The sequence below is a fragment of the Pseudomonas fragariae (ex Marin et al. 2024) genome (assembly GCF_059621105.1).
Genome location: NZ_CM184369.1, coordinates 2,598,273 through 2,615,943, shown reverse-complemented (window position 1 = coordinate 2,615,943; position 17,671 = coordinate 2,598,273). Strand labels below are relative to the sequence as shown.

16 protein-coding genes are annotated in these 17,671 nt (G+C 61.2%); 11 read left to right on the top strand and 5 right to left on the bottom strand.

The features are described 5' to 3' along the window. Window positions 1-35: 35 nt before the first annotated feature. From urtB to AC54XV_RS11615, 10 genes are read left to right on the top strand one after another with little or no spacing between them, the layout of a single operon-like run. Window positions 36-938, top strand: a complete 903-nt coding sequence (urtB, locus tag AC54XV_RS11660) for an urea ABC transporter permease subunit UrtB (RefSeq protein WP_058399467.1) — start codon at window positions 36-38, stop codon at window positions 936-938. A 1-nt stretch (window position 939) separates the two neighbouring features. Then, complete coding sequence (gene urtC, locus AC54XV_RS11655; RefSeq protein ID WP_058399466.1) at window positions 940-2,082, top strand: urea ABC transporter permease subunit UrtC; 1,143 nt, start codon at window positions 940-942, stop codon at window positions 2,080-2,082. Continuing rightward, window positions 2,079-2,816 carry an urea ABC transporter ATP-binding protein UrtD gene (urtD, locus tag AC54XV_RS11650; RefSeq protein ID WP_003367067.1) on the top strand — a complete coding sequence of 246 codons (738 nt, stop codon included), beginning with the start codon at window positions 2,079-2,081 and terminating at the stop codon, window positions 2,814-2,816. Before urtC ends, urtD begins: the two co-directional genes overlap by 4 nt. A 2-nt stretch (window positions 2,817-2,818) precedes the next feature. Continuing rightward, window positions 2,819-3,508, top strand: a complete 690-nt coding sequence (gene urtE / locus AC54XV_RS11645; protein ID WP_058822650.1) for an urea ABC transporter ATP-binding subunit UrtE — start codon at window positions 2,819-2,821, stop codon at window positions 3,506-3,508. 22 nt (window positions 3,509-3,530) lie between these two features. Continuing rightward, the gene (gene ureE, locus AC54XV_RS11640; RefSeq protein WP_011267500.1) at window positions 3,531-3,971 is read left to right on the top strand and encodes an urease accessory protein UreE; all 441 of its coding nucleotides are present in this window, start codon (window positions 3,531-3,533) and stop codon (window positions 3,969-3,971) included. Then, window positions 3,968-4,699 (top strand): urease accessory protein UreF, encoded by a 732-nt coding sequence (locus tag AC54XV_RS11635; protein WP_024638474.1) that lies wholly within the window; start codon window positions 3,968-3,970, stop codon window positions 4,697-4,699. Before ureE ends, AC54XV_RS11635 begins: the two co-directional genes overlap by 4 nt. 33 nt (window positions 4,700-4,732) lie before the next feature. Beyond that, on the top strand, window positions 4,733-5,428 hold the full coding sequence (locus tag AC54XV_RS11630; RefSeq protein WP_011267498.1) for an urease subunit beta: 696 nt from the start codon (window positions 4,733-4,735) through the stop codon (window positions 5,426-5,428). 3 nt (window positions 5,429-5,431) lie between these two features. Next, the gene (gene ureC / locus AC54XV_RS11625) at window positions 5,432-7,144 is read left to right on the top strand and encodes an urease subunit alpha (RefSeq protein WP_003367057.1); all 1,713 of its coding nucleotides are present in this window, start codon (window positions 5,432-5,434) and stop codon (window positions 7,142-7,144) included. 27 nt (window positions 7,145-7,171) lie between these two features. Beyond that, window positions 7,172-7,834 carry an urease accessory protein UreG gene (gene ureG / locus AC54XV_RS11620; protein ID WP_054092276.1) on the top strand — a complete coding sequence of 221 codons (663 nt, stop codon included), beginning with the start codon at window positions 7,172-7,174 and terminating at the stop codon, window positions 7,832-7,834. Beyond that, the gene (locus tag AC54XV_RS11615) at window positions 7,831-8,688 is read left to right on the top strand and encodes an urease accessory protein UreD (RefSeq protein WP_496718707.1); all 858 of its coding nucleotides are present in this window, start codon (window positions 7,831-7,833) and stop codon (window positions 8,686-8,688) included. The genes ureG and AC54XV_RS11615 overlap by 4 nt, the downstream gene beginning before the upstream one ends. A 41-nt stretch (window positions 8,689-8,729) precedes the next feature. Here the strand turns inward: AC54XV_RS11615 and fabF are convergent, their stop codons facing one another. The 4 genes from fabF to AC54XV_RS11595 form a co-directional block, all read right to left on the bottom strand. Then, window positions 8,730-10,019, bottom strand: a complete 1,290-nt coding sequence (fabF, locus tag AC54XV_RS11610; protein ID WP_496718705.1) for a beta-ketoacyl-ACP synthase II — start codon at window positions 10,017-10,019, stop codon at window positions 8,730-8,732. Window positions 10,020-10,021: 2 nt separating this feature from the next. Then, complete coding sequence (locus tag AC54XV_RS11605) at window positions 10,022-13,141, bottom strand: efflux RND transporter permease subunit (protein WP_058399462.1); 3,120 nt, start codon at window positions 13,139-13,141, stop codon at window positions 10,022-10,024. After that, a complete protein-coding gene (locus AC54XV_RS11600; protein ID WP_011267493.1) occupies window positions 13,138-14,241 on the bottom strand; it encodes an efflux RND transporter periplasmic adaptor subunit in 1,104 nt (367 codons plus the stop codon). The genes AC54XV_RS11605 and AC54XV_RS11600 overlap by 4 nt, the downstream gene beginning before the upstream one ends. A 77-nt stretch (window positions 14,242-14,318) precedes the next feature. Continuing rightward, the gene (locus tag AC54XV_RS11595; protein WP_024641382.1) at window positions 14,319-14,933 is read right to left on the bottom strand and encodes a TetR/AcrR family transcriptional regulator; all 615 of its coding nucleotides are present in this window, start codon (window positions 14,931-14,933) and stop codon (window positions 14,319-14,321) included. A gap of 87 nt (window positions 14,934-15,020) precedes the next feature. Between AC54XV_RS11595 and AC54XV_RS11590 the strand changes: the two genes are divergently transcribed. Further along, window positions 15,021-16,493 (top strand): efflux transporter outer membrane subunit, encoded by a 1,473-nt coding sequence (locus AC54XV_RS11590; RefSeq protein WP_496718702.1) that lies wholly within the window; start codon window positions 15,021-15,023, stop codon window positions 16,491-16,493. Window positions 16,494-16,531: 38 nt separating this feature from the next. Here AC54XV_RS11590 and AC54XV_RS11585 read toward each other — a convergent pair whose 3' ends face one another. Beyond that, on the bottom strand, window positions 16,532-17,623 hold the full coding sequence (locus tag AC54XV_RS11585; RefSeq protein WP_024641380.1) for an NADH:flavin oxidoreductase/NADH oxidase: 1,092 nt from the start codon (window positions 17,621-17,623) through the stop codon (window positions 16,532-16,534). Window positions 17,624-17,671: the final 48 nt, after the last annotated feature.

The following is a 17,671-nucleotide window of genomic DNA, read 5'->3' as shown; positions in this document are numbered from 1 at the left end:
GCTTTCGTCAATGTGCAGCAACAGGTAGCGACGGCATGACTCTCGATACGCTGGTAATGCAAGTCTTCAGCGGGTTCTCGCTGTTTTCCGTGCTGGTGCTGATGGCACTCGGGCTGACCATCGTGTTCGGCCTGATGGGCGTGATCAACATGGCGCACGGCGAACTGATGGCGATGGGCTCATACATGACCTACGTCACCTCCGTGGTGTTTCAGCGCTACTTTCCCGAGCTCATGGGCTGGTATTTCATCATCGCCATCGGGATGGCCTTTGTGGTGACCTTTGCCTTCGGTCTACTGCTGGAACGCTGCTGCATCCGCTTCATGTACAACCGGCCGCTCGACACCCTGCTGGCGACCTGGGGGCTGTCTCTGGTCCTGCAGCAGCTGTTCCGCCAGGTCTTCGGCCCCAAGGAAGTCAGCGTGCCCACCGTACAGTGGTTGCAGGGCGCATGGAAAATCAGCGACGGGCTGGAGCTGCCCCTCAACCGGATTTTCATCATCGGTCTGACCTTCGTGATAGCCGCTGCGGTGTTCCTGTTTCTCTACCGCAGCCGCTGGGGCCTGCGCATTCGCGCCGTGACCCAGAACCGCGCCATGGCCGGTGCAGCCGGGATCAACACTGCGCGGGTCGACTCGGTGACCTTCGCGCTGGGCTGTGGCCTTGCGGGCATTGCCGGCAGTTCGTTCACCATGCTTGCGTCCACCGGCCCGGTCAGCGGTCAGCAGTACCTGGTGGACACTTTTATCGTCGTCGTGTTCGGCGGCGTGGAAAGCCTGCTGGGCACCTTCCTTTCGGCGTTCGCCATCGGCCAGACCCAGGTTTCGCTGGAATACCTGACCACCGGTTCCATGGCCAAGGCGATCACCCTGCTGGTGGTCATCGTGCTGCTGTTCTTCCGCCCCAACGGCCTGTTCGCCACGAAAGTGAGACGTTGAGATGAATGACATGACTGAAAAGCCGACGCTGCGGCCGCAGGCCTCGGTGTCCGGCGCCGGCAAGCCAGCGGGTGGCTGGTTGACGCTGATCGAGCGCTACAGCCTGATCTGGCTGTCGCTGCTGTTGCTGGTGGCATTGCCGCTGATACTGGGGGATTTTCGCCTCGGTCTGGCCGGCAAATACCTGAGCCTGGCGTTCTGCGCAGTGGGCATGGTGATGATCTGGGGCTACGGCGGCATCCTCAGCCTCGGCCAGGGGATCTTCTTCGGCCTGGGCAGTTACATGATGGCGATGAACCTCAAACTCGAAGCCACCGCCACGGACGAAGCGGCCAGCGCCCTCGCCGCTTTCTACGGCTCGGCACTGCCGGACTTCATGATCTGGAACAGCGTCGAAGCCCTGCCCTGGTGGTGGAAGCCGTTCGAGTCGGCGACCTTTACCCTGGCCGCGATCCTGATCCTGCCTGCACTGCTGGCGTTTCTGTTCAGTTATGCCTACTTCAAAAAACGCGTGGGCGGCGTGTACTTCTCGATCATTACCCTGTCACTGGCCTCGATCATGTCGATCATGATCATCGGCCAACAGGGCTACACCGGCGGCGTCAATGGCCTGACCGATTTCAAGACGGCCTTCGGCCTGAGCTTGCAGGCGCCCCAGACACCCTGGATTCTCTACCTGATCACCACACTGTTGCTGCTGGCCAGCGTCGCGATGTGCGGTTTCATTCTGCGCAGCCGCCTGGGCAAGGTGATCGTGGCGATCCGTGATCGCGAAGACCGGGTGCGTTTCTCGGGCTACAACACTGCGCTGTTCAAGGCCTTCATTTTTGCCGTGGCCGCGCTGATTTCCGCGCTGGGCGGGGTGATGTTCACCTTGCAGGTCGGCCTGGCGTCGCCCTCGCTGGTGGGCATCATTCCGTCCACCGAGATCGTCATCTATGCCGCACTGGGTGGGCGCCTGTCGCTGGTGGGTGCGGTGTACGGCACGCTGTTGATCGGTACGGCAAAAACCTGGCTGTCGGAAAACTTCGTCAGTTTCTGGCAGTACTTCATCGGTTTCCTGTTCATGGCCGTGGTGCTGTTCCTGCCCACCGGGCTGGCCGGGCTGCTGCAGCGCCTGAGCAACAAGGAGACGCAGTCATGAGTGCAATGTTACTGAGTGTCGAAGACCTGACCGTGTCATTCGACGGTTTCAAGGCGGTCGACAACCTCAATTTCTATGTCGAGGAAAACCAGGTGCATGTGGTGATCGGGCCCAATGGCGCGGGCAAGACCACCCTGCTCGACATGATTTGCGGCAAGACCCGCCCGAGTGCCGGCAGCATCCGTTTCAAGGACCTGCAACTGGCCAACATGATCGAGTACCAGATCACCCGCGCTGGCGTGGGCCGCAAGTTTCAGAACCCGTCGGTCTACGAAGACCTCACCGTGCGCGAAAACCTCGACATTTCCTCGCCGGACAAGCGCGGCATCTTCAACTGCCTGTTCGCCGGGAAGAACGCGGCGCTGAACGCCGAAATCGATCAGACCGCCGAAATGATCTTTCTCAAGGATCAGCTGGGACGCAAGGCCGGGCTGTTGTCCCACGGCCAGAAACAGTGGCTGGAGATCGGCATGCTGTTGATGCAGCGCCCGGAACTGCTGCTGCTCGACGAGCCCGTCGCCGGCATGAGCGCCGGCGAGCGGGAGAAAACCGCTGGCCTGCTCAAGCTCATCGCCAAGGGTCGCGCGATGGTCATCATCGAGCACGACATGGAGTTCGTGAAATCGGTGGCCGACAAGGTCACCGTCCTGCATCAGGGCAAGACCCTGGCCTACGGCTCGATGGATCAGGTGCAGAACGATCCACGGGTCATCGACGTTTATCTGGGGCACTGAACATGCTGAATGTCTCCAACCTCAACGTGTATTACGGCGACAGCCACGTGCTGCGAGACCTGAGCCTGGACCTGGCGCCAGGCGAGTCGCTGGCGATCATGGGCCGCAACGGCATGGGCAAGACCACGCTGTTGAGAAGCCTGGTGGGCATGCTGCCGACCCGCAGCGGCAGCATCACCCTGGCCGGGCAGGAACTGACCGGCAGCAAGAGCTACGAGCGGGTCGCCGCCGGAGTTGGCTTCGTGCCCCAGGGGCGGATGATCTTTCCCTACCTGAGCGTCGAGGAAAACATTCTGACCGGCATGCAGGGCGCGCCCGCTGCGCCGATTCCCGACTACATCTTCGAATACTTCCCGGTGCTGTTCGACATGCGCCGACGCAAGGGCGGCAACCTGTCCGGCGGCCAGCAGCAACAGCTGGCCATCGCCCGCGCGCTGGTCTCCAACCCCAAGGTGTTGATCCTCGATGAGCCCACCGAAGGCATCCAGCCGTCGATCATCAAGGACATCGCCAAAGCCCTCAACCTGCTGAAAAAGGAACGCGGTTTTTCGCTGATTGTTTCCGAGCAGGTGCTGTCGTTCGCCATGGCGGTGGCGGACCGCTACCTGATCATCGAAAAAGGCGAATTCGTGCACAGCGAAGTCCGCGAAACCGTCGACCGCGAGCGCATCCTGCGCTACCTGACAATCTGAACAACGCACAGGAGCCATCGCCATGCTGATACTCGACCGCATTCTCGGCCAGGCCAGCGACCCTGCCCTCGCCGACCGTTTGCATGACCTGAGCCACGCCGGTCAGGTGGAAACCCTGAGCCTGTCCGGCAGTGACATCCAGCGTCATCGCCTGCGCCTGGCCAGCGACCGCGGCACCGACTGCGCGATCCGCCTGGAACGTCACCAACAGCTGCGCAACGGCTCGGTGCTGATGCTCGACAGTCAACGCGCCATCGTCGTGCAAATGCAGGATCAGCAATACCTCGACCTGCAGCCGCGCGACGCGGCCGCCGCGCTGGAACTGGGTTATTTCGCCGGCAACATGCACTGGGCGGTGCGCTTTGCCGGAGACACCTTGCAGATCCTGCTCAATGGCCCGGAAGCTGACTACCTCGAGCGTCTGGCGCCCATGCTCGCGGACGGCCGGGTGCAGCGCGCATGAATGCCTCGAGCAGCCTGTTGCTGGCGCTGCAACAGGCCGACAGTTTCTTTCCCGGCGGCGCAGTGGCGTGGTCGTGGGGTCTGGAAACGCTGGTCGCTGACGGGCACCTCGGCCACGGCGAAATCATCGCGCCACGACGTCGGCAACGGACTGTTCGCCATAGCCGCAGTGCCGAAGTGCATGGCTTCGTCGAGGGCCAGTTGCGCCATCGCTGGAACAGTTTTGATCGAGTGTTTCTGCTCGCCGCCTGGCACGCGGCTGATGACCTGCCGACGTTGATGGCTCTGGACGCCCGGATCGAAGCGCTGACCCTGGCCGAGGAACTGCGCCAGGGCTCACGACGTGTCGGCCAGGCATTGCTGGGCGTGCATGTCGCGCTGGGCACATCGGGCGCGGCGTCCTATCAGCAGCAGATTCTGACAGGCAACACACCGGGCCATCTGCCCGTGGTGCAGGGCCTGCTCTGGAACCACCTGGGCATGCACCGCGATCACTGCCAACTGGCTGCCGCGCACGCTTTGTGTACCGGGCTGGTCAGCGCCGCGGTGCGGCTCGGGGTCATGGGCCACATCGATGCGCAACGGGTGCTGACCGATATTCAACCGCTGATCACCGAGCTGCTGGCGCAGGAGCCGCCTGAGCCGGACGACGCGTGCGGCTTCACACCCATGGGAGAAATCGCCGTGATGCGCCACGAAACCCAGGACCTGCGCCTGTTTGCCAATTGACCGGCCTTCTACTGACAGCTCTGGAGCCCCCTCATGTTGTTGACCCCGACCGAACTTGAACGACTCACGCTGTACACCGCCGCCGAGCTGTCACGCAAACGCCGCAGCAAGGGCCTGCGCCTGAACTTCCCGGAGGCCTCAGCACTGATCGCCGACGAAATCCTCGAAGGCGCGCGTGAAGGTCGCAGCGTCGCCGAGCTGATCGGTTTCGGCTCAACGATCCTCAACACCGATGACGTGATGCCAGGGGTCGCCGACCTGCTGCCGGTGCTGCAGGTCGAGGGCACGTTTCCGGACGGCACCAAACTGGTCACTGTGCATCAACCAATCCGCCCGGGCCAACTGCCGCTGGCAGTCATGCCCACACCGGGGGAGATTCTTGCACCTGACGGCGATATCCACCTGAACGGCGACCGACCGACCGCCACCCTGCGCGCGATCAATACCGGCGACCGGCCAGTGCAGATCGGCAGTCACTATCACTTTTTCGAGGTCAACAAGGCGCTGGATTTCCCGCGTGAACGTGCCTTCGGCATGCACCTGGATATTCCCGCAGGCACGGCCGTGCGCTTCGAACCCGGCGAGCTGCGCGAAGTGCAACTGGTGCAGTTTGGCGGAACTGGCGACATCCACGGCTTCAGTGGCCTGACCAATGGCAACCTGCACGATCCGGCCTGCAAGCTCGCAGCGCTGGAGCGTGCCCGCGCCCAATTCTTCAAAGGAGCCTGAGGCATGGCAACGATGACGCGCAAGGAATACGCCGCCATGTACGGCCCCACGACTGGCGATGCCGTGCGCCTGGGCGACACCTCGCTGCTGGCCGAAGTCGAGTTCGACCACTCGGTACCCGGTGATGAGTGCCTGCACGGCGGTGGCAAGACGCTGCGTGACGGCATGGGCCTGATGCCCGGACATGACAGCGCCGACGGTGCCCTCGATATGCTGATCTGCAACGCGCTGATCATCGACCCGGTGATCGGCATCGTCAAAGGCGACATCGGTATCAAGGACGGCAAGATCGTGGCCATTGGCAAGGCCGGCAACCCGCAGATCATGGACGGCGTACACCCGCAACTGATCTGCGGCGTCGCCACGACCGTACGCGATGCCGAGGGTCTGATCGTCACCCCCGGCGGCATCGACGTGCACGTGCATTTCGACTCTGCGCAACTCTGCGATCACGCGCTGGCGGCAGGCCTGACCACACTGATCGGCGGCTCGCTGGGGCCGATCACGGTCGGCATCGATTGTGGCGGGGAGTGGAACGTCGGCAAGATGCTGCAAGCCGCCGAGGCCTGGCCGATCAACTTCGGCTTTCTCGGACGCGGCAATTCCAGCAAGCCCGAATCGCTGCTCGGGCAACTGCGTGGCGGTTGCCTGGGGCTGAAGATCCATGAGGACTGGGGCGCCATGCCGGCAGTGATCGACACCTGCCTGAAAGTCGCCGACGAATACGACTTTCAGGTGCAGTTGCACACCGACACGCTCAATGAATCCGGGTTTCTCGAAGACACGCTGGCGGCCATCGGCGACCGCACCATTCACATGTACCACACTGAGGGTGCAGGCGGCGGGCATGCGCCGGACATCATCAGCGTCGCCGGAAAAAGCAACTGCATCCCCTCCTCGACCAACCCGACCAACCCCTACACCGTGAATACATTCGACGAGCACCTGGACATGATCATGGTCTGCCACCACCTCAATCCGGATGTGCCGGAAGACGTGGCGTTCGCCGAATCGCGGGTACGACCGCAGACCATCGCCGCCGAGGACATCCTGCACGACACCGGCGCCATTTCGATCCTGGGCTCCGACAGCCAGGGCATGGGCCGTATCAACGAGGTGATCTGCCGGACCTGGCAACTGGCGTCGAAAATGAAAGACCAGCGCGGTCGCCTGCCGGAAGAAACCACGGCACTGGGCGATAACGAACGGATCAAGCGTTACATCGCCAAATACACCATCAACGCCGCGCGGGTATTCGGCATCGACAGCTACATCGGCTCTCTGGAGCCCGGCAAGCTGGCCGATCTGGTGCTCTGGCGGCCGGCCTTCTTCGGCATCAAGCCGGAACTGGTGGTCAAGGGTGGCTTCATCGTGCACGCCGTAATGGGTGATTCCGCCGCCTCGCTGTACACCTGCGAACCCTTGGTGATGCGCCCGCAATGGGGCGCGTTTGGCGAGGCCAAACAGGCGCTGTCGGTCAACTTCGTCAATCGTCTTGCCGTCGAAGCCGACACCGCCACGCGACTGGGGCTCAAGAAGCAACTGCTGCCCGCGTTCGGCACTCGCACCCTGCGCAAGTCCGACATGCTGCACAACGATGCCTGCCCGGATATCCGCGTCGACCCGCAGACTTTCGATGTGTACGCCGACGGCGAGCGCCTGCACTGCGAGCCGGTCAGCGAAGTGCCACTTGCGCAGCGCTACATGCTGCGTTGAAACCCACCCCGCAGAGGAAACCCGACAATGAGCCTGCCCTTGAACGCATCTGCCCCGCACACCGATGCCCAACCCCATCCCGGCGCTGCTCGCGTGGGCATCGGCGGCCCGGTGGGCTCGGGCAAGACCCGCCTGCTGGAACAATTGATTCCGCGCTTCATCGCGCGTGGTACCGAGCTGGCGATCATCACCAATGACCTTGCGACCCGTGAAGATGCCGAGCGTGTGCAGCGCAGCGGGCTGATCGACCCGCAGCGGGTTCGTGCGGTGGAAACCGGTGCCTGCCCGCACACCGCCATTCGCGAAGACCCGACCCTCAACCTGCAAATGGCCGATGAGCTGGAAGCGCGCTTCGGTAATCTTGATCTGGTGCTGATCGAATCGGGCGGCGACAACCTGGCCTCGACCTTTTCGCTGGATCTGGTGGACTACTGGATTTTCGTCATCGATGTCGCAGGCGGCGATGATATCCCGCGCAAACGCGGCCCCGGCGTTTTGAGCTGCGACCTGCTGGTGGTCAATAAATACGACCTGGCACCCTATGTGGGCGTCGACCTGCCGCGCATGCGGCGCGAGTCAGCGCAAGCGCGCAACGGCCAGCCGGTGCTGTTTACCAACTGCAACACCGGCGAAGGCGTCGACGCGGTGGTGGACGCGATAAGCCGTGCCGTGTTGTTCGACCGCACATGAACGCCCATCAATCGTCACTGCCCGCACAGACGAAAAGCACGGCACATATCGCCTTCAGCAAAGCGCCTTCCGGGGCCAGTTATGTGTCTCGTCAGGAAGTCGGCTACCCCTTCCATCTGGGACGTACCCTGACCCTGCCGCAAGACCCGCCCGGCATGGCGGCGGTCTACCTGCAATCGTGTTCGGGAGGCCTGTTCGCCGGGGAACAACTGCACCTGCATCTGCACGCAGGACCAGGCACCCAAGTGCACGTCAGCACCGGCGCTGCGACGGTCGCGCACAGCATGCTCGAGCAGTCGGCGCGGCAGACCGTGACACTGGTCGCCGAAGCCGATGTGCTGCTGGAGTACCTGCCGATGGCCACCATTCTGTTTCCACAGACGCGGCTGCATAGCCAGGTAAACGTGACATTGCACCCCGGTGCAAGAGTGCTGCTGTGTGATGCATTCTGCCTGCATACACCTCACGGCAGCGAGGGACTGCCCGACTTTTACCGCGCCGACCTGCAGGTCTACAGCCCGGCCGGAAAACTGTTGGCCGGTGACCGACTGGCAATTACCGGCGCAGACCTGCAACGCCGACTGCCCGGCGTGAGCGGACAACGGCAAGCCTTGGCAACGTTCATGCTGGTGGGTCAGGGTTTGCCGATAGAGGATTTGAAACGGACGTTGCGCGAAGCGTTACACGACGTTGCCGATAGCTACCAGGGCGTCAGCGCACTGCCGAACGATTGCGGCGTGTCGTTACGCGTGATGAGCGCCGATGCAGTGGCGTTGCGTAATGCGCTGCATCTGGCCTGGGCATGCGTTCGGCAGCAATTGACAGGACTTGCGCCGCGGGTGCGGCGCAAGTGAGCACTCAGGCCGTTACAGAGCACTTTCCAGGCTCAAACGACTTACGGCTTGCCTTCCCAGCGCCGAAAGAGAACGCTGGCATTGACCCCGCCAAATCCGAAGCCGTTTGAAAGGGCATGAACGATTGGGGTCTCTCGGGCGACCATGGCCACCAGGTCAAGCCCTTCAGCAGCCTCGTCCGGGTGCGTGAGGTTCAATGTGGGTGGCACGATTTGATCTCTTAGTGCCAGCACTGTGAACACTGCTTCGATTCCGCCGGCAGCGCCCAGCAAATGTCCGGTGGCCGATTTCGTCGAGCTGATGGCAACGCCTGATCGAGTGCCGAACAATGAGCGAATCGCAGCCAGTTCCCCCTTGTCACCGACAGGTGTGGAAGTGGCGTGAGCATTGATATGCTGCACCTCATCGGCCCTAGTGCCACCTTGATGCAGTGCCTGCTCCATGGCCCTGCGCGCACCGCGACCGTCTTCCGGCCCGGCCGTCAGGTGATAGGCATCCGCACTGGTGCCATAGCCAGTCAGCTCCGCAAGCGGCGTCGCGCCCCGCGCCAGGGCATGCTCCAGTGATTCAATGACCAGCAAGCCCGCGCCTTCAGCCATGACGAAACCGTCACGGTCCCGGTCAAACGGGCGTGAAGCCTCTTGCGGTCGACCCGCAAAGCTCGTGGAAAGCGCACGGGCCGCAGCAAAGCATCCCAGGGTGACGCGATCGATGGCGGCCTCGGCACCACCGCAGATTGCAATGTCGGCCTCACCGCTTCTGATCAACCGCGCTGCGTCGCCAATGGCTTGCACGCCGGCTGCACAGGCAGTCACGGGGGCGCCCAGCGGCCCTTTGAAACCATAACGGATGGAAATCTGTCCAGCCGCCATGTTCGCCAGAAAGGAAGGAGCAGTGAATGGCGACAGCCTTCGAGGTCCACGGGTATCCGTGACACGCACAGCGTCGGCAATGGCACCAAAACCGCCAACCCCCGAAGCAATGACGGTCGCCGTGCGCTGTTGTTGCACTTCAGAGTCAGGATGCCAACCCGCCTGCGCGAGCGCTTCATGAGCAGCAACGAGTGCGAACTCGATGAAGCGGTCCATTTTCTTGCGCTCTTTCATCGGGATCACGCTGTCCGGGGCGTACCCGGCAACCGGGTCTTCTCCAAGGGCCGGCACCTGACCTGCGACTGAAACACCGGTGCCATCACTGACGCTGCCCGGCAGCAAGCTAATGCCCGAGCGGCCACCCAACAATCTGTGCCAGACCTTTTCGACTCCGCATCCCAAGGGACTGACTATGCCGCAACCCGTTACGACAATCCGCTTTTGGCCATATTGATTCATGATCAGATTCTCTTCATCTCTGTGCCAGTTGAGGCATGACTGCTGGAATTTCGGGGTAGCGATCCGCTGTCCGGACGGATTTTGAACCAGATCGAATACATCGCTGGCAGGAAGACCAGCGTCATGACTGTACCGCCGAGAGTGCCTCCGATCAGCGTGTAGGCAAGCGTGCCCCAGAACACCGAATGGGTCAGAGGAATGAACGCCAGGATCGCCGCCAGTGCCGTGAGCAGCACCGGGCGTGCGCGCTGTACGGTCGCTTCAACCACCGCATGAAACGGGTCGAGCCCTTGCTTTTCGTTATGGTCGATTTGCCCGATCAGGATCAAGGTATTGCGCATCAGAATGCCGGACAGCGCGATCAGCCCGACCAGGGCGTTGATACCGAACGGCTGATTGAACAGAAGCAGTGTCGGTACAACACCGATCAACCCGAGCGGCGCGGTGAAAAACACCATCATCATCGCCGACATCGAACGCACTTGAAGGATGATGATCAGCAAGGTGACGGCAATCATGATCGGAAACAGCGGGGCCAATGCCACAGTGGCCTTTGCCGACTCCTCTATCGATCCGGCCTGCTCGATCCGATAGCCCTGCGGAAGACTGTCGATGATCGGCTGCAGTGCTTTCATGATCCCGGCGGAGACATCCGGCGGTTGCAGATCTTGCGCAATATCACCGCGCACGGTGATGGTCGGCACACGATCTCTACGGCGCAGAATCGGGTCTTCCATGCGCACTTCGACCACTCCGGCCTGCGACAAAGGAATACGCTGACCGGCAGCCCCCACCAGCGTAAAACCCTCGATCTTCGCAGGGTCCAGGCGGATGTCACCTGCCGCCCTGCCCATCACGTCCACTGAACGGATATCTTCGCGGACAGACGTGACAGGGATACCTGAGAGCAGGAACTGCAATTGCCGGGCAACTGCGCTCGAGGTCAGCCCGACGGCCTGCAAACGGTCCTGATCCAGAGAGAAATGCAGCGTGGGCACCCGTGTTCCCCAATCGCTGTTAACGGTACGCATCATCGGACTCGCCGCCATCACGGTTTCGACCCGCGTGGCGATCTCGCGCAATGTGTCAGGGGCTGGCCCGCTCACGCGATACGCCACGGGAAACGGTGAGTAAGGACCGAACACGAGCTGTGTGACCCGGACCCGGGCTTCAGGTGCAAGCCCGTCAGCAACCGCCTGACGAATCCGCAGCTTGAGCGCCTCACGTGCTTCCTGGCTTTCAGTCAGTACAACGATCTTTGCAAACGACGGGTCGGGCAGCTCCGGCGCCATTGCCAGATAAAACCGTGGCGAGCCCTGGCCGATGTAGGACGTGACGATCTTCGCGGCATCCTGCTTGTGCAGCCACGCCTCGACCTTGGCGGTGGTGGCGCTGGTCTGCTCGATGGACGTGCCATAGGGCATCTGCACTTCGATCAGTACTTCCGGGCGATCGGAGGTCGGGAAGAATTGTTTCTTGACTGCCCCCATTCCGAGAATCGCCACCACAAATGCAGCGATCACCGCACCCGCCACCCACCACTTCCTGGCAATGATATGGGCCAGAGCCCGTCTGAAACGATTGTAATGCGCCGTGTCGTAGATGGCGGCGTGTCCGCCTTCAACCGGCTTGATTTCCGGCAGCATCTTCACCCCCAGATAAGGTGTGAAGACCACTGCAACTATCCAGGAAGCAATCAGGGCGATGCCGACAATCCAGAACATGTTGCTGGTGTACTCGCCGGCAGTCGACTGCGCAAAGCCATTGGGCATGAAGCCGACAGCGGTCACCAGGGTACCGGCAAGCATGGGCGCCGCTGTGTGGCTCCAGGCATAGGCTGACGCCTTGATCCGGTCGTAGCCCTCCTCCATCTTCACCACCATCATTTCGATGGCAATGATTGCGTCGTCCACCAACAGGCCCAGCGCCAGGATCAGTGATCCCAAGGTAATACGATCGAAGTTCTTGCCCGTCGCTTCCATCACGACGAAGACCATGGCCAGCGTCAGCGGTACGGCTGCAGCGACCACCACACCGACTCGCCAGCCCATGCTGAGAAAGCACACCAGCATCACCACAAGCAAGGCGACGAAGAATTTGATCATGAACTCGTCAACGACCGAACCGATGTTCACCGACTGGTCAGTGACCTTGGAAAGCGTCACTCCCAATGGCATGCCTTGGTTGATTCTGACCGTTTCTGCGTCCAGCGCCTTGCCCAGGTCCAGACCGTTCCAACCGTCGCGCATCACGATGCCCAGCAACAGGGCCGGCTCACCCTGATTGCGGACCAGAAAGGTCGCGGGGTCTTCATAGCCGCGCTCCACTGTCGCCACATCCTGAAGCTTCAGCGTTTTACCCCGCGCCACAATCGGCGTGTTGCGGATGTTCTCAAGCGTGTCGAAGGCACCGTCAAGACGCAGAAACACCTGCGGTCCGCTGGTTTCAATCGAACCGGCAGGCGTCAGGACGTTCTGGTCGTTGAGCGCCGAAAAAATGTCCTGAGGAGCGATACCCAACGTTGCCAGCCGCTCATGGGAGAACGACACGAAAATTCGTTCGGCTTGCTCGCCGATGATATTGATCTTCTTCACGCCCGGCACATGCAGCAGACGCTGGCGCAGTGACTCGGCATCGCGTACCAGCAGTCGCTGCGGCTCACCTTTGGCTTTCAACGCAAACAGCGCAAAGGTCACATCCGAGAATTCATCATTGACCATCGGACCAATGACCCCTGCGGGCAATGACTTCGCGGCATCACTGAGTTTCTTGCGCGCCTGATAAAACTCTTCCTGCACCTGAGAAGGTGGCGTCTTGTCTTGGAATGAAACCATAGTGAATGCCAGACCTGGCCGGGTGTAGGTCTCGCTACGGTCGTACCACTTCAATTCCTGCATACGTTTTTCAAGCGGCTCGGCGACCTGATCCTGCATCTCCTGAGCGGTTGCGCCAGGCCACGCAGAAATAACGGTCATTTGCTTGACGGTGAAAGGCGGATCTTCCGCACGCCCCAGTTTGAAAAATGAAAGCGTACCGGCCACGCCGATCAAAATAATCAGAAACAGCGTGATGGCGCGTTCGCGAACGGCCAGTGCAGAAAGGTTGAAGCGTCCCGGATTCATGGTTGCGCCTCAGCGGTGATACCACCCTGCTGCACGCGCACTTGCTCACCGTCGTGAAGTAAATGCGTGCCCAATGCCACGACCTGCTCACCGGCCTCGAGACCACCACTCACGTTTGCCGAATCGTCACTCACACCCAGCAGCTGTACGGCGCGCCAGGTGACTTGTGCAGGCGTACCTGCAATGACCCAGACACCTGGGCCTCGACCGGGGTCATGCAGAGCGGCAATGGGTATCGCCAGCGACTGCCGGGCAGGCTTGCCAGCGGCGATATCGAGGGACACCGTTGACCCCAGAGGCGCACTGACGTTTGAGCCTTCAAGCACATACCTGGCTTCAAACGTACGCGTCAGCGGGTCTGCGGCGTCAGAGAGCAGCCGCAACCTTGCCGGTATGACGCGCGCACTGTCGCCATACAGTCTGGCCTCAGCCCGATCACCCATCGCCGGCCGCAAGGTTTCAGGCAGATGGACAATGGCTTCGCGTGGCCCGGCCTTTGCCAGCCTGACCACGGGCTGGCCTGCGCTGACGACCTGCCCAGGCTCGACCAAAGTGTCGACCACCACGCCGTCGGCGTCCGCCAGTAAGACGGCGTACCCGCTTGCGTTACGTGCCACGCTGGCCTGCGCTTGTGCAGCATTCAGTTCTGCCTTGGCGGTGTCGGCCAGGGATTTGATCCTGTCGTAAGCGGAAGCGGATATCGCACCAGCGACGACCAGGTCACGGTTGCGCGCTTCGTCATCGGCGGTCTGCCTGGCGCGCGCCACAGCAGCGGCAACCGCCTGCTGTTGGGCCTGAGCCTGAAGACCAAGGTCAACGGGATCCAGGCGCATCAGCGGCTCACCGCGCTTGACGGTCTGGCCGGTATCAACCAGGCGCTCGAGCACCTTCCCGGAAACCCGAAACCCCAGTTCGCTCTGAACCCGAGCGACCACAACCCCGGTGAACGAACGGGAAGCTTGGTCAGCACTTGCAACAGTGGCCGCCCTTACCAGAGGCGGCTGGGTACGTGGATCGCGCACGCCGGATGACTCGCTGCACGCAGCCAGGAAGAGAGGCAATAACAACAAGACGGTAGTGTTGGGTCTGGACAGGAGCATGGGATCCCTTACTTGAAATCAAGTGAGCAGGGAAACGATTCTCCGTAAAGTGACCAAATTAGTCAATGGTCACAAATTCAGGGTGCCAGACTTCGCAGTATCAACGCCGACAGATGGACCGGGGCCGTCGACACGATGTCGAGGTTGTATTGCAATTGCACCGGGTTGATGTACGGACGCATGACCAGATGAATGGCCTGAACGGCCTCATCCAGAGGTGTCTTGCGCTCGAACTCTCCGGACTCCCTGCCCTCAAGAACGATTTGCTGGATGAGCTGGCGAATACGTTCGTCGTGCGCGGCAGCAGAAGGCCACTGATCACGGCCTGCGACAGCGGCTATGTCATACAGCTTCCGGTCGTGAAAAAACAGATCGCTACCCGCCTCCACAAGCGAGCGGAACAGGCGCCGCAGCCTCTCGGAGGCTGTTGGCGCGTCGCTGATGGCCGAGTTCACCAGCGCCATGATCATCGCCAGCCGGTTCGAGCAGATCACTTCGCCGATAGCTTGCTTGGAGTCAAAGAACTTGTAGATGTAGGCCTTGGAAAAACCAATGGCCTTGGCCAGATCGGAGACCGTGGTTTTCTCATAGCCGTAGTGGCCGAAATGCTGTGTTGCCGCTTCGACAACCTGGTCGCGAACGCTGTGGTCGGAGGGACCGCGCATTGGCGATGTCTTGATTTGATTAGTCATGTTTCCAGCTTAGCTATGTGAACACTCGTTGACAACAAGTGACCAAATCGTAATATAGTCACGACCTGATCACCTCAAGGAATTTCCATGCGCCCGCTTTGTACTTATGTACTGGTCATGAGCACCGGCCTGCTGTCGGGCTGCGCCGTGGGTCCGGATTACCAGCGCCCGGATGCGCCCCTGGCTGACCGCTATCTGACTCAGCCACGTGGCGCTGCGAATATTACCGCGCATCCGCCGGTCAGTGCCGCGTGGTGGGACGGTTTTGATGATCCGTTACTGAGCAGCTTCGTGTCACGCGCACTGGCGCAGAATCTCGATCTCGCTCAAGCCAGCGCGCAACTGGCTCAGGCACGCGCCGGAGCAGATGCGGCAACCGCCGCCCTGCTCCCGTCGGGCAACATTGATGCACAGACGGCGCGGGCTCATCAATCGGTAGAGACTCTGCTCGGCCAGGTGCTGAACTCGGCACCTGGCTACGATCGTTATGGCAATTCCTATGAAGCCAATCTGACCGCAAGCTGGGAGCTGGATGTTTTTGGCGGTTTGAGACGCAGCCGACAGACTGCACTGGCTGAATACCAGGCTTCGCAGGCAGGTGTTGCGGCTGCGAGGCTCGCTGTGGCAGCCCGGACCGCCGATACCTACATAACCATCCGTGGTCTGCAAGCCAGGCTGGCGATCACAAACCGACAGGTTAAAACTCGGCAAGACCTGCTGGAAAAAGTCCAGCTCCTTCATGAGCGTGGTCTGTCGCCTGAATATGAAGTCCGTCAGATCGAAGCTGAGCTTTTACAGGTGCAGGCAACAGTGCCGATTCTGCAAACAGGTCTCGACGCTGCCATGAACGCGCTTGACGTGGTGCTGGGCGTACCACCTGGAACTCATCGGGGCTCTCTGGCTGAAACAGGTCGAATCCCACACGCACCCGAGCTGACGTCGATAGGGACGCCAGCCGATCTCCTCCGTCGCAGACCTGATCTGATCGTGGCCGAGCGGCGCCTCGCCGCGTCGAACGCGCGTATCGGCGTGGCGATCAGCGAGTATTACCCCAAACTCTCACTCAGCGCATTGCTGGGCAGCGCCACAGCCGTGTCGAGCGGCAATCTGTTTACCGGTGGTGCCAGTCAGTCAGCAGGTATTTTGGGGCTTCGCTGGAGGCTTTTTGATTTCGGCCGGGTGGACGCCCGGATCAGTCAAGCCAAAGGACAAGAGGCAGAGGCTCTGGCGGCTTATCGACAGTCAGTTTTGCGCGCCACTGAGGACGTTGAAAATGCTTTTTCTTCGTTGGCCAGTCGCGAAACTCAAGCTGCAATGCTGGGTAAAGGCGAAACTGCACTTGCTTCAGCCCGGCAATCGTCATTCGCAAGCTATAGCAAAGGTGCCGCCAGCTTGATCGAGGTGCTGCGCGCCGACGAGAAAATGCTGCAGGTCGCTGACGCCAAGGCGCAGGCCCAGGTCGAATCCGCGCAGGCGGCGGTCGCCGTATTCAAAGCGCTGGGTGGTGGTTGGCAAATGCCTCCCACCACTTCATCTGACGAGAAGATGCATACACTGTAGGCGCCACCAAAGAGTGCATCCTTTCAGATCAGGCTTACTCAGCGATAACGTTCAAGCCAGTGAGCGTAAGGTGCAGGCAAGGTCCAGGCCGATTTTTCAACGCCCAGTTCTTTCGCTGCGAAGTAGGCCCAATGAGGGTCGGCCAGATGTGCACGACCAATCGAGACCAGATCGAGCTGGCCTGACTTGACCGCTTCTTCAGCGAGCTTGGGCTCGCCAAAACCCCAGGCGCTGGTCACGGGAATGTCCGCCTCACGACGCACACGCTCGGCGATCGGCCCCATGAACGCAGGCCCCCACGGAATGTTGGCGTCCGGGGTGCTGAAACCGACGCTGACGCTCAACAGATCCAGCCCGCCAGCCTTGAAGCGGCGCGCCAGTTCGATCGACTCTGCCAGAGTCTGCTCGTCGCGACCGTCGTATTCGATCACGCCAAAACGTGCGGTCAGCGGCAGGTTCTCAGGCCAGACTTCACGCACTGCAGCCAGGGTTTCCAGCAGGAAACGGCTACGGTTATCGAAGCTGCCGCCGTACTCATCGGTGCGCTGGTTGGAGTGCTCGGAGAAGAAGCTCTGCCCCAGATAACCGTGGGCAAAATGCAGCTCGATCCATTCAAAGCCGGCATCGCGTGCGCGACGCGCAGCATCGACGAAGTTCTGGCGAACACGCGCGATATCGTCCAGGGTCATGGCGCGCGGGACTTTCGGCAGGTTGGCACCGAACGCGATGGCGGACGGCGCGATGGTGTCCCAGCCGCGCGAATCGGACGCCGCGATATGGTCATCGCCTTCCCATGGACGATTGGCGCTGGCCTTGCGACCGGCGTGAGCAATCTGAATACCCGGTACGCACCCTGCGGCCTTGATGGCTTTGACGACAGGCACGAATGCCTGCGCCTGTTCGTCATTCCAGATACCGGTGCAACCGGGGGTAATACGCCCTTCCGGCGCAACGGCGGTAGCTTCGACCACCAACAGACCCGCACCACCGCGTGCCATGCTGGCCAGATGCACGTGGTGCCAGTCGTTGATAACACCTTCGGTTGCCGAGTACTGGCACATCGGAGGAATGGCGATTCGGTTGCGCAGCGTGACGTCTTTCAGTTTGAAGGGTTCGAACAATGCAGACATTGGAAAGCTCCCGTAGGCCAGATGACTTTTGATTTCAGTTGTTCGATG